Raw genomic sequence first — 13,021 nt, forward strand, 5'->3', positions numbered from 1 at the left:
GATTTTAGTTGAAAGTAATGTGCGCTGTGGACGATGCTAAGGTGCGGACGTCAGAGCTCTAAAAAATTCTATATACTCTTCTTGGCGATTTCCTTTTTTAGCAAGTGCCAGTGTTTGATTTATAAAAAACGCTGCTTTCTTTTTGTCTCCTGAGGAGATATAACCGATCACCACGTTCTTGCCCGCGCTCAGCCGGGTTTCGTAATTCCCGTAGACATTTATAAACGCCCGCTCGGAATACTCTAATGCACCTGGTAAACTTCTGAATTTTGTTTCGGGGCAGGCAAGTAAAAATTTACCGTAGCTCTCTAATAACTCTGGTTCGTTTGGGTGTACATTCAACGAAAGTTTGAAATACTCATCTGCTTTCTGCCAGTTCTTGAGGCGCATGAATGTGCCCGATAATTCTTTACAAAACGTAAGGCTCTTTTCGCCGGCATTGAAGGCATCTTCGTATAGCTGCAGCGCTGTTACCAGATCATTTTTCTTTTCTGCTATCAAGCCGGATAATTTTATCGATTCTGCACTTTGGGTATTTTTTGCTTTAAGAGATGTTAAATACTGTTCTGCTTTTTCAATGTCGCCTGCCTCCAGGAGCATAGTAATTACGGAAGCTAAGATATTTTCATCATGTGGATATTTTTTCAGCATACCATTTATGATACTCATACCCTCAGTTCTTTTGCCTCTTTTATATAGCCAAACAGGTAACACGGGATTCTCCGGCATCAATATCCTGAGCTGATTAAAATATTGTAACGCTTCTTCCGGCAAACCATTATCGTACAGCAAATCAATAAACTCCAGCAATTCTTTGCGATCGTTACTATATAAGCTGAGGTGCTGATCAAGGTAATTTTTTGCAACTGAGCTATTTCCCTGGCGAATGTTCTCGCGGATATAGTGGGAAATGACCTGCCTGTTCAGTGGTAAAAAATTAAGTGCATGTTCACTTAAGGTCAGGGCCCAGGTAAAATTGTCGCTTCTTATTGCGTCATCAATTTGTTTAAGCAGGTATTCTTCAGAACGGGACAATAAGGCAATATCATCAAGATGCTTATCACCAGGGGGAAAATAGTCAGCCAGATCATTTGCCCTTACTGTTAACCTGGTTGCCATGGATATACTGTCTTTGTTTAGATATATACTGCCAAGTAAGCGGTAGGCAGGTCCGAAATTCAAATGTGCGCTAATGATTTGAGTCAATAATTCAACAGCGCTATCGGGTTGATTGTATTGGTTGAACAACCGTGCCAGTTGAAATTGTGCATAAGTCTTAACCGGAAAATTGGTTTCCCGCAAAGGGTTAAGATTTTGATGGTTGTCTTCAGCATTTATTATGTATGAAAACATTTTCATTGCTTCCCGTACACCACCGGTTTTTTGATTGGCCTCTCCCATGTAATACCGTGCCAACAGATTGTCAGGTTCCAGGTTTACTACATTGTGAAATGCAGCAATGGCTTTCAGTGGTTCGCCTTGTTCCAGCTGTAGCTTTGCTGAATAGTAATGCCACAACCATTGTTGAGGATCCTTTTTGATGGCCAGCCGATAGCATATTGCTGCTTTTTCATTTTCCAAATTTGCCTGGTATGCCATTCCCAAAGTACCAATAGTCCTGGCTGACGTAAAGTAATACGCTTTACGATACTGGCTTTCTAATTGCTGAATTATTGTTTTTGGATAATTTAAAGCGCCTGGAGGAACTGGTAACTCTTTTCGAAATGGACTTGACGAAAAGAAAAATACTGCGGCTGCTGTTATCAGTAAGACTGCAGTAACTGAAAATACGATTAGTTTCTTACTGGTTATCATATTCCGTATCAGTATAATAAAAAAGCATTTTTTTGGGCAGCAGGAATCTTAATTTCACTTTGAGCGCATTAGCCCGGCTCTTAAAAATAGTGGAAGATCAGACAAGAACCCTGTTTTGGCAAACCAATTTATTGCTTATCTATTACATCCGCGGATTATTCATTAACGATCAGAACAATTAAGTGCGCATTTTCTGTATTTTGTTTAATTTTGGTTAACCAGTTCCCTGTTTTTAGATAGCTAATTATAAATTTGTATGGAAGTCAGCCTCAAAGCTTTGGAAAATATCGAAACCATCCAGTTGGAAACTCCGGTAGACAAGATTATCAATAAACTTCGCCAGTTGATCGTAACGGGAAAGCTCAAGCCAGGTGACAGGTTGCCCGCAGAACGAATTTTAGCAGAAAGATTCGGCGTGGGTCGCGGGTATGTCAGGGAAGCTATATTGAAGCTGGAGTTTTATGGTTTGCTAAAGACCTCCCCCCAGAGTGGCACTTATGTAGCCGGGATCAGTTTGAAAATAATGGACAATATTTTTACTGATATCATCAATTTTAATAAAGAAGACTTTTCTTCGCTCATAGAGAGCAGATATTACATGGAGATAAATGCAGCGCGACTGGCTGCGGAAAGACGGACAGAAGACGATATCATTCTAATGAAAGACGCCCTTAGCGAATACGACCAGAAAGTCAAGCGGGGCAAGAATGCTGTTGATGAAGACATTCTTTTTCATATGAAGATTGCGTCAGCTGGCGGCAACAAAGTTATTGAGTCCCTGTTGATCATTTTGATTCCTGATGTCATAAAAAATATAGTAGAGAAAAAATTATTTAAAGCCAGGAGGGGTGAAAGGGCTGTCGCGGAACATCATAAGATTTTAGACGCCATTATCAAACAAAAGCCGGAAATAGCGGCTAAAGCAATGGCGAACCATTTGCAGGAAGCAATGGATAAACGCCTTTTGTTTTGATACCCGCAAGACAGCATTAGTCGATCCCCGCAAGCCAACGGATGGTTTCAGATCCTCCCGCTTTCTTCTGCTCCGTAAAAATCATCAATTCATCAGCAGATAGTTCACAATAATCCTGGAAACCTTTATTTGTTCCGCAGATAATTGTATTTATATATCTCCAATCATGCGCTCTTTCTTTAAAAAAGTTAGAATTGTATCAGAACTGAGTGTTTAAGGTAATGCGGATCTCTGAAAAGGACGCTAATTTTAAGTTTAGTGAGTATGCACATTTAACACGCACTGCCATTATGACCAACGGCAAGGTGCGTAAACGTTGCTATAGTTTTTCGTTACCCCGTTTATAGTAAACACTCTGAAGTACAGTAGTATACCACAGCATATTTAGGCAATGGAATATGACCGGAGATTGATCTCGGGTATTTTATTACGTGAACAGTTTTGCCCGGTTCGGCAGGAGGAGGAAATCCGGGTTAGGTAATTGGCGGGCTAACTGAACGTTGTGGCCAAAATCTCAGTTCCAGAAAAATTATATTATTTTGGTCAACCAATAATTGGTTAACCAATATTTATTATATTGTGTAAGATATCATGTGTCCTCACCCGATATCTGCGGTGGAACCCAATTATCTAAAGCCTTTTCTTAAAAACTAATTGACTGCTATATGAGACTTGAATGCCCCGGCATGAAGATGCTTTTCTTCAGTTTTATGCTATTCTTACTGTCCTCATCCGCGTATACACAAACAAAAAGAATTAGTGGCCAGGTTAAAGATGCTGAGGGTCAGCCTTTGGTTGGTGCTACGATTAATGTAAAGGGTAGTAAGCAATCTACGACCTCAGACGCCGGCGGGCTCTTTTCAATCACCATTCCGGCTAATAGCAAAACACTGGTAATTACCTACATAGGCATGAAGCCACAGGAAATTCTGATTGGAGGCAGATCAAATATTGACGACATCGCACTGGAGGAAGAGGGCGGTGGCATGGATGAAGTAATTGTAGTAGGTTTTGGTACACAGAAAAAACCTACAGTAGTCGGGGCTATTTCTACTGTTAAAGGGGTTGAGCTGGTTCGGTCGGGTATACCTTCCGTCGCAAACTCACTAACCGGGCTGGTACCAGGCATGGTTACCGTTCAGGCAACTGGTTTACCCGGGGCAGATGACGCGCGTATTTTCATAAGGGGTTTATCATCGTTTACCGGCAATAACCAGCCGCTTGTATTGGTGGATGGTATTGAAAGAGGACTAAACGATTTAGATCCCAATGATGTCGAAACCATTTCAGTTTTGAAAGATGCTTCGGCAACTGCAGCATACGGAGTGAAAGGCGGAAATGGTGTAATTCTGATTACAACCAAACGCGGACAGTCTGGTCGGATGGAAATCTCAGCTTCGTATGATCATACCCTCAAAACACCCGTTAATTCTAACATTCAGGAGAATTCCTATAAAACCCTTGCGGCGCGCGATATGCTGTATCGCAACAGAAACGCTTATGGAAACGTATTGGGGGCAAAGATATTGGAACATTACCGGGTACAGGATATGCCTTATATCTACCCTGATGTAAATCTCTGGGACCTTATGATTAAGCCGGTTGCTTCGGATCACCGTATATCTGTTTCGGCAAGAGGAGGTACCCAAAACGCGAAATACTTCATCTCTTTAGGATATCTCAACCAGGGGGATCTTACTAAGAATTATCAGACACAGTATGATCCTTCTTTCAAATATGACAGGCTCAATTTTCGGATGAATTTCGATTTCGATGTAACCAGAACCACTAAAATTGCCATATCGTCTGGTGGTTATGTTGGTGCACAGAGCCAGGGTGGTAATGATGGGCAGGGCGACCAGGCTTCAGTGATGAATAACCTGTACACCACAGCTCCTTATGCTTCACCTTACATCTATCCTGCTTCAATCCTCGAACAATATCCTGATCCACTTTTTCCGAATACAGGAGACCGGGTGGGCATGAATCTGATTAATCCAAGCAGTGTACCCGGTTTTATGCGCAAGAACTTTAAAGGCACCACACGTTTTGTAAATAACAGGCTGGGGGCTGACATCAACCTGGTTCAAAGGCTGGATGCACTATTGAAAGGATTATCTTTTAAAGCAGTATTCTCATATAACAATGATGTTAGTTTCCGTGGCGGCGGATATACCTACCAGGGCGAGCAATATCAACTTCGTTTGGTCGGTAACACACATATCTGGGAGCGGTATATAGGTACCACAATAGATAATTACACTCCAATTAATCCACCCTATCAAACAGCGCTTACCCGGAATGGTGATCCTTCTTACAATTACGTTTATAGCGGGCAGTTTGATTATGTAAACTCCTTCGGAAAACATAATGTAAGCGGACTGGGATTGTTTCAGCGACGTGTAAGCCAGTCTGGAGCAGGTTTCCAACATTTCGAGGAAAACTGGGTTGCCCGTGGCACTTATGATTATGAGGGTAGATATCTGCTTGAAGCCAACCTGGCAATTTCTGGTTCTGAGCAATTTGCGCCGCAAAATCGCTTTGGTTTTTTTCCCGCCATCGCGGGAGGATGGAATATTGCGCGGGAAGCTTTTTTTCAAAAGATACTACCACAGGTTAATAATTTGAAAGTCAGGTATTCGTATGGTGAATCCGGAAATGACAATACCGGTACCGGCTACCTTTATATTTCGGATTTCTCAAATTATCGCAATGCTATATTGGGTCCTCCCGGCACAACAACTACTCTTCCCACAGTGAGAGAAGGAAATGTTCCCAACGCCGATGCCAAATGGGAGAGAAATCAAAAACATAATCTTGGGTTTGAACTCGGGGCGTTTAAAAACAAGTTCACTTTTACAGCTGAATTGTACCAGGAGAAAAGAACGGGTATATTGATGGCGAGGAGATCTCTGGCTGATTGGTTCGGTCAAACCTTACTCTCCCTGAATATCGGATCTGTCGAACGCCATGGATATGAGTTGGAGGCCGGTTATAATGGTGCCATCAGCAGCAAGATTAACTTCTGGGTGAAAGGGAATTTCAATTTCAATGAGAACCGTGTCATCGACCAGGATGATCCCGATCTTACACCAGACTACCAGAAACGTGAAGGTAAGCCTCTCAACTTTAATGCCACCGCCAGGAATATCGGATATTATGGTGATGTTGATGCGATCGCCAATTACTCCCTGCGTCAAACAGGTTTAATGACAGTTGGAGCTGATATGCTTCTGGATTTTAATGGTGATGCCACCACCAGTAATGATGCTGTACCAACAGGGTACAGTGATCGCCCTGACAGAACGTTTAGTTTTTCAGCAGGTATCAACAACCGTAGTTTTGATTTCAGTTTCATGATACAAGGTGCCTATAATGTTACGCGTAACCTCGGCGGTTACACTAATCCGTTATGGACCAATGATCCCGGAGAAATGTATGTGATGATAAAGAATTCAGATGATGTCTGGACTCCTGACAACACAGATGCAAAGTATGGTGCCATGGGCGCCTGGAGCCCGGGAAATAAAGCTTTACAGAATGCCAAATATGCCCGTTTAAAAACTGCCGAACTGGGATACAATTTTGCGGGACCTTTTCTGAAAAAGGTAGGAATGTCATCTGCAAGATTGGCTTTGCAGGGAGCCAACCTGATAACATGGGCACCGGATTTTATCTGGGGAGATCCTGAAAACGAAAGTACCGTTTCGAATGTCGGTTTCTCATTCTATCCCATTCCCCGGAGGTTTACAATGTCTATAAAGGTAAATTTCTAAACCTAAAAAAAAACTGCAATGCAAAATAAGATTGCCGCCATTATTTTTATCCTTAGTTGTAGTTTTCAACTAAGCTCATGTAAAAAGTATCTGGACCAGGTTCCTGATTCGGTAAACTTTACCGAGGATCAGATATTCACTGACTTAACACAAAGTCAGCGGTTCATTGATCAACTATATGTTCGTGGTGCTTATTTCGATGATAATAACATCATTAATACCACGAATCCTAACTATAATGATTACTATGGAAAATCGGTGTACGGTACCAGGGAAAAGCTATCAGACAATACTATCCCCGGGCTGAATGTTGACTGGATAAGCGGCAATGGTAACCGTAAAGGGAATAACTATTATAACAGTGGAGACCCGGTTTATTGGAATGAAGGCGATTACAGGAGGTTTTCAACTTTCTTCAGAGCTATCAGGGTTGCTAATCTTTCGATCAGAAATATTGACCAGCTTACAGTCGCAACCCAGGAACAAAAAGATGCCATTCTTGGCCAGGCATATTTTTTACGCGGTCATTTTTACTTTGAATTGTTGCAGCGTTGGGGTGGAATGCCATGGATAGATTACCCACTCGATCCTGCACAGGATATGGATCTTCCCCGCGACTCTTATACCGTTACAGCTCAGAAAATTGCTACTTCGTTTGACAGTGCAGCATTGTATTTACCGATGGTGGTGGAAGACGCGGTTTGGGGTAAACCTTCAAAAGTTGCTGCATTAGCGTATAAAGCCAAAGCATTATTATGGGCGGCAAGCCCCTTTTCCAATCCGGGCGGGGATAAAAAATTATGGCAGGATGCTGCTATAGCAGCGGGACAGGCACTGAGTGTTGCCGAAGGAAGTGGTTATTATCGTTTGGTGAATCTCGCTAATTGGAAAAATATGTTTGTAGATGTAAATGAAGAAGCGCTTCATGAAGTATTGTTCGGCCGTATGTGGAATCAGAATTTCGATTTCGGGCCGTATTATACACGCCCGAGATCAGTTGCATTTGGCAGTAATACAGCAGGTGCTGAATCGCCCACAGAAAACCTGGCAGAATCGTTTCAATGGAGCAACGGCGAACCAGTTGATCCTAATAGTGCTGAATATAGAAGCACTCCTTTCACCGGAAATGGTATCAATCACACCGGGCGTGATCCTCGTTTCGCGCTAACGTTCATGTATAACGGACATGTTAACCCCACCATCCAGCGTTCAGGAAGAGCTGTAGAGATCTGGAATGAGTCATACAATAATGTCCCAGCCCAGGAATGTCAGAGCAATGCATTGAATGCAGGATGGACAGTTACAGGATATTACAATTATAAGCTGTATTCAGATGCTATGTTTTTGAGAGGTTCCAGTTATGTAATGTGGAATATTATCCGTCTTGCAGATTTATATCTCTTCTACGCTGAAGCAGCGAACCGTGCCTGGGGACCCACTGCCGTTCCAACCGGGATTAACGGCTTTACACTTACAGCAGTTGGCGCTCTTAATAAAGTCAGGGCCCGGGCCAATATGCCGCTCTATGACAATTCGAAACCATGGCTCATGATTGGATCGGAAAGCAATTTCGAGCAGGTGGTGCGGAATGAAAGCCGTGTAGAAACATGCCTGGAAGACAAACGTTTTTATGATTTACGAAGATGGAAATTACTGACTGATCTTAATACAACCACTTTAAAAGCCTTGTATATCAGGCGCACCGCAGCCAATACATTTGAATACCGACAAGTGTTAATGCCCGATAATCAACAGTTGAAATACCTTGACCGGCATTACCTGTTCCCTATCAATCCAAGTAATACTTTCCTTGGACCAAATTTTAATCAAAATCCAGGATGGTGATAATGTGCATATCCTGTAATCAATTTTTTCAATTTTAGTTCAAGAGATATGAAATATCGTTTTAGAAATATATTACTTGTAACACTTGTTATGTGCTCACAGCAATGGGTAACCGCTCAGACAAAAGCTGCTTCTGATACTATAGAAGTAGCCCGGATTGAAGCGGTGAATGTATTGTATACGAGCCAGGACTATAATCGTTTTGTGGGGAACATGAGCGTTGTAAAAGGTGATCAATTGCGAACTTATCCCAGCTTAATGATCCAGGAAGCGTTGGCTGGCCGTATGCCGGGTTTGTTTATGTTGCAGAATAACGGAAACCCCGGGGAAGATAATTTCACTTCTTATGTGAGAGGAAGTATTGGCGGTTATATTACATTGGTAGATGGAATCGAGCGTCCGTTAAATCCATATGACATTGAACAGATAGAAGAAATAAGATTACTGAAGGACGCTGTATCCAAAGCAATGTACGGAGGGCGCATGTCAAATGGCATACTGATGGTAACTACCAAAAGAGGAAAGAACATGAAAAATGAATTTCATGCTTCTGTACGAAGGGGTATCAAGATGCCTACCGTATTGCCGGAATATCTCAACGCATATGATTTTGCCACTGCCTATAACCAGGCGCTTTCTAATGATAAAATTTCTACCGGGGTCTATAGCCAGGCAGCACTGGATGCATACCGTGATGGTACCAGGCCGTTGCAGTATCCAAACGTGGATTATTACGACGAGTTTTTAAACACTTCAATGGATATTACCCGGGTGGCCGCTGAATATTACGGTGGAAACGCCGCAACAAAGTATTACGTTCACGGGGCTTACCAAAATGAGGGGGACTATGAGAAGTTTGCCACGAATCCAAGAGGTGTTTCTGTTTTCAACCTCCAGGGAAACCTGGATTCTAAATTTTCAGATGCTATAACGCTTCATGCCAATTTCGCCGGCTACGCTGCTTACAAGCAATACCCAGGTGAATTGGGAGGCCCGATACTAGGAACCCTTTCTTCCCGGTACCCCAATGCCTATCCTATTTTTGTGAGAGGAGATAGTGCCGGTGGAACCGCAACTTTTCGGGACAATCCTTACGCCCACCAGGTGCAACGGGGTTATACCGAGGAAAATTACCTGAGAATGCAAACTGACCTGAGTTTCGACATTAACCTGGGTAAAATTCTGAAAGGATTATCCTGGAAACCCGCATATTCATTTGACTTCTATCATAAGCAGAATCGTCAGAAACTAAATACCGTTGGAATTTATAGTATAACAGCTTTCAATCCTGATGGAACTGCGGCTGCATACAATACTATCCAGGCACCAATTAAAGCAACGGCCCAAACCCTTGCTGATGATGACTATGGGCGTAGATGGGGTTTCATTAATACCATATCGTATCGCGTCACGGAGCGTAAGCATGCGATCGATGCTGATCTGATCTATTTCATTTCAAAAAATGTGTATGCCGGAGATCTGCAGGATTATAAGCGTCAGAACCTTGGACTTCGTGCAAATTATACTTTCGATGGAAAATACACTTTTGAAGGAGCAGTGAATTATGTCGGCTCACAAAGTTATACACCTGATAACAGGTTCAAAGCCTTCCCTGCACTGGGTGTGGGGTGGTTATTGTCAAAGGAAAAGTTTGTAGAAGCCTTGGGATTCTTTGATTTTTTAAAACTGAATGCCTCCTGGGGAATTATGGGTGATGGGAATATTGCTCCTAACCAATGGCGTGAGTCATGGACCCGTGTAGGCAATTATTCTTTTAACACCTCATCTATATCACCTACAAGTCAGCTAAACCAGGTTGGAAATGCTGAGCTGGACTGGCCAAAACAACGGCAGATTGATTTGAGCCTTGAGGCAACGATGTTTAAAATGCTGAGCTGGAAATTTTCTTATTTCGAATACCTGCAAACTGATCTGCTAAGTAAAAAAGAAAACCTCGTTCCTGGAATTCTCGGGGGGCCTGCGTTTTTGCCATTCACTAACTACGGAGAGCAAGGCTTAAAAGGAATCGAAGCAGAAGTTTCTTATGCAGGAAAATTTGGCGCGTTTAGCTACCAGGTCGGGGGGCACTTTACTTATGGCAAAAGCGAAAGAATACTGATTGACGAAACGCCTGATCCTGCTTTTACCCAGCAGGGAACACCAGAAGATGCAATTTACGGGTATAAGGCTGTAGGTACTTATTCACAACAGGACATCGATCAGATCAAAGCAGGTGCCAGCAGTTTGCCCTCCCTTTCATTTATAGACAATGCATCTTTAAGGGTTGGAAACATCATATACCAGGACCTTAACGGAGACAAAATAATTGACCGTTACGACCGGGTCATCATCGGGAACAATAGTCCCCGGATCATGTATGGTGCTGACTTTAAGTTCGGATTCAAAGGCATTGAATTGTATGCACAGTTTATGGGGTTTAGCAATTATAAGTCTCTTCTGAATAACCCTTTCTACCAGGTCAATTCAACCCGAAAATATTCTACTGTGGTGAATGATGGCCTTCCAAATGGTAAAGCTCACCCGCAACTAACCACAGGGACTGGTGCAAATGATTTTCAGACTTCTGATTATTGGATAGTGGATAATAGCTTTCTGAAATTACAGAACGTTGCATTGTCTTACACTTTGCCTTCCAAATGGCTAAGTAAGATCAAAAGCCAGGATGTAAGGTTTTTCCTATATGGAACGGACCTTTTGACCTTTTCCAAAATAGACAAAACGGATCCCGAATCGTTAAATGCAGGAATATCTGATTTCCCTTTATTTAAAACTTTTGCAGCAGGCATAACAGTTACATTTTAAACAAATCAACTTGCCATTAAACGTATTGTAATATGAAGCTTTTCAGATATTTACTATTGATTTCATTCCTTTTCTGGGGCAGCTCATGTAAAAAATTCATGGAGCCACAAAAAGATAACTATCTCAGTGAGGAAACATTGCTGCAGTCAGCTAACGATTTCAGAGGTGTACTGTATAATACTTACTGGAGCATTCCTAATCGTATAAACTTCAACTACGAAGCCGCTACCGATAATGCCGTTACGAACAATGAAAATACACCAGCATCGCGGGCCGCTCGTGGCGGATTATCTGCACAAAGCAATCCACTCGGCGACAACTGGACCAATGACTACGCCAGTATCAATCGTATCAACTGGTATATTGAACGCATGGTTCTGGATCCGACCAAGGGCAAATATCCTACACCGGTAACCTTCAATATTGATTCCACTATTAATATGCAGACTTTTTATCAAACACTTGGTGAAGCATATTTTTTACGCGCCTGGTTTCAATTTGATCTGTTACAGAAATATGGTGGTGTGGGTACAGATGGCCAGCCACGGGGATTTCCAATTTCAACGCGAAATTTAAAAGCGGGTGACGAACTCGATCTGGCGCGGAACACTTACCTGGAGTGTGCTGAACGGATCGCAGCAGATTGTGATAGTGCATTTAAATATCTTCCTGTTCAATACTCAAGGGCGTCAGGTTCTATCATGGATGGACTTGTAGCCGATGCAGGCAAAGGTTCCGGGATAGCAGCAAGAGCTCTGAAGGCCCGAACGTACTTGTATGCCGCAAGCCCGGCTTTTAACAAAACCAATGATATTACTTTATGGGATAAGGCAGCCAAAGCGGCAGCAGAGGCAATAGCTGTAAGCAATGGCCTTACCGGAACCGGGTTTGATGACCTTTTACCTTTTGCAACCTATTTCAATAAGAATAATTTAAACAACGCAAATTATACGAATAAAGATATTTTCTTTCGCGGACGTGTGAGTGCAAATGTAAATACACTGGAGGCAGAAAATTTTCCACCCCGGGCTAACAGCGGCAGGGGCACATTCAACCCCAGTAAAAACCTTGTCGATGCTTTTTCAATGAACGACGGCTATCCCAGGGGAACTTCACCAACCAAACCATATGATGAAAATAATATAGTTGTGAACCGGGATCCAAGACTTGATTTGTTTATTGTTCGTTCGGGAGAGACATTCGCCAATATAGCTATAGATGCGAGACCTGGCGGGGCTGATGCCTTTGGTTCGGATATAAATGCAACGCGCAGTGGTTTTTACCTTCAAAAATTATTAGATCCCACCGTAAGACTTCCATCGGCTGCCACAACAGTTACGACTTCTTTCGCTCCAATATTTTTAGGAAAACCTGAGTTGTATTTAAATTTTGCAGAAGCAGCAATCAGGGTCACCGGTAATCCAATGACAAAAATTCATGGATATTCTGCCCGCGAGGTGTTGGCGAAAGTCAGGAACAGGGCCTTAGGAGGTGTAGCCAATGATCTTTATTTACCAACGGTAACTCAAAGCGCTGCGTTCTTGAACACAGTTTTAAATGAAAGGCGTGTTGAGTTGTGCTTTGAAGATTTCCGGTTCTGGGATTTAAGACGCCTGGCCACCTCTGTAGCCGATCTGGCAGCGATCAACGGACCTGTTTTTGGAATTTATTCAAGCGATCCGATTGAAGCCCGGGCATTTTTATCGCCATATATGCCAATTCCTAATGCAGAGCTCGTAAAGACTCAAAACCTGATCAATAACATTGGCTGGTAATTTTCGAACAATAA

General features: G+C 42.5%; 6 protein-coding genes. 5 read left to right on the forward strand and 1 reads right to left on the reverse strand.

Going from position 1 to position 13,021, the window contains the following annotated elements:
• Window positions 1-36: 36 nt before the first annotated feature.
• Window positions 37-1,815, reverse strand: a complete 1,779-nt coding sequence (locus ACX0G7_RS12700; protein ID WP_458923856.1) for a tetratricopeptide repeat protein — start codon at window positions 1,813-1,815, stop codon at window positions 37-39.
• Between the two features lie 256 nt (window positions 1,816-2,071).
• Between ACX0G7_RS12700 and ACX0G7_RS12705 the strand changes: the two genes are divergently transcribed.
• The 5 genes from ACX0G7_RS12705 (at window position 2,072) to ACX0G7_RS12725 (ending at window position 13,007) form a co-directional block, all read left to right on the forward strand.
• Window positions 2,072-2,788 (forward strand): FadR/GntR family transcriptional regulator, encoded by a 717-nt coding sequence (locus tag ACX0G7_RS12705; protein WP_458923857.1) that lies wholly within the window; start codon window positions 2,072-2,074, stop codon window positions 2,786-2,788.
• A 665-nt stretch (window positions 2,789-3,453) separates the two neighbouring features.
• Window positions 3,454-6,564: a SusC/RagA family TonB-linked outer membrane protein gene (locus ACX0G7_RS12710; RefSeq protein WP_458923858.1), complete on the forward strand. Its 3,111-nt coding sequence runs from the start codon at window positions 3,454-3,456 to the stop codon at window positions 6,562-6,564.
• An 18-nt stretch (window positions 6,565-6,582) separates the two neighbouring features.
• Window positions 6,583-8,409 (forward strand): RagB/SusD family nutrient uptake outer membrane protein, encoded by a 1,827-nt coding sequence (locus ACX0G7_RS12715; RefSeq protein WP_458923859.1) that lies wholly within the window; start codon window positions 6,583-6,585, stop codon window positions 8,407-8,409.
• 48 nt (window positions 8,410-8,457) lie between these two features.
• Window positions 8,458-11,232, forward strand: coding sequence for a SusC/RagA family TonB-linked outer membrane protein (locus ACX0G7_RS12720; RefSeq protein ID WP_458923860.1), 2,775 nt, complete (start codon window positions 8,458-8,460; stop codon window positions 11,230-11,232).
• 32 nt (window positions 11,233-11,264) lie between these two features.
• Complete coding sequence (locus ACX0G7_RS12725; RefSeq protein WP_458923861.1) at window positions 11,265-13,007, forward strand: RagB/SusD family nutrient uptake outer membrane protein; 1,743 nt, start codon at window positions 11,265-11,267, stop codon at window positions 13,005-13,007.
• Window positions 13,008-13,021: the final 14 nt, after the last annotated feature.

The sequence above is a fragment of the Flavitalea antarctica genome, assembly GCF_054461535.1.

Bases quoted from the DNA above. Each gene is read 5' to 3' on its own strand.
- ACX0G7_RS12700 (WP_458923856.1), bottom strand. From the start codon at position 1,815: ATGATAACCAGTAAGAAACTAATCGTATTTTCAGTTACTGCAGTCTTA.
- ACX0G7_RS12705 (WP_458923857.1), top strand. From the start codon at position 2,072: ATGGAAGTCAGCCTCAAAGCTTTGGAAAATATCGAAACCATCCAGTTG.
- ACX0G7_RS12710 (WP_458923858.1), top strand. From the start codon at position 3,454: ATGAGACTTGAATGCCCCGGCATGAAGATGCTTTTCTTCAGTTTTATG.
- ACX0G7_RS12715 (WP_458923859.1), top strand. From the start codon at position 6,583: ATGCAAAATAAGATTGCCGCCATTATTTTTATCCTTAGTTGTAGTTTT.
- ACX0G7_RS12720 (WP_458923860.1), top strand. From the start codon at position 8,458: ATGAAATATCGTTTTAGAAATATATTACTTGTAACACTTGTTATGTGC.
- ACX0G7_RS12725 (WP_458923861.1), top strand. From the start codon at position 11,265: ATGAAGCTTTTCAGATATTTACTATTGATTTCATTCCTTTTCTGGGGC.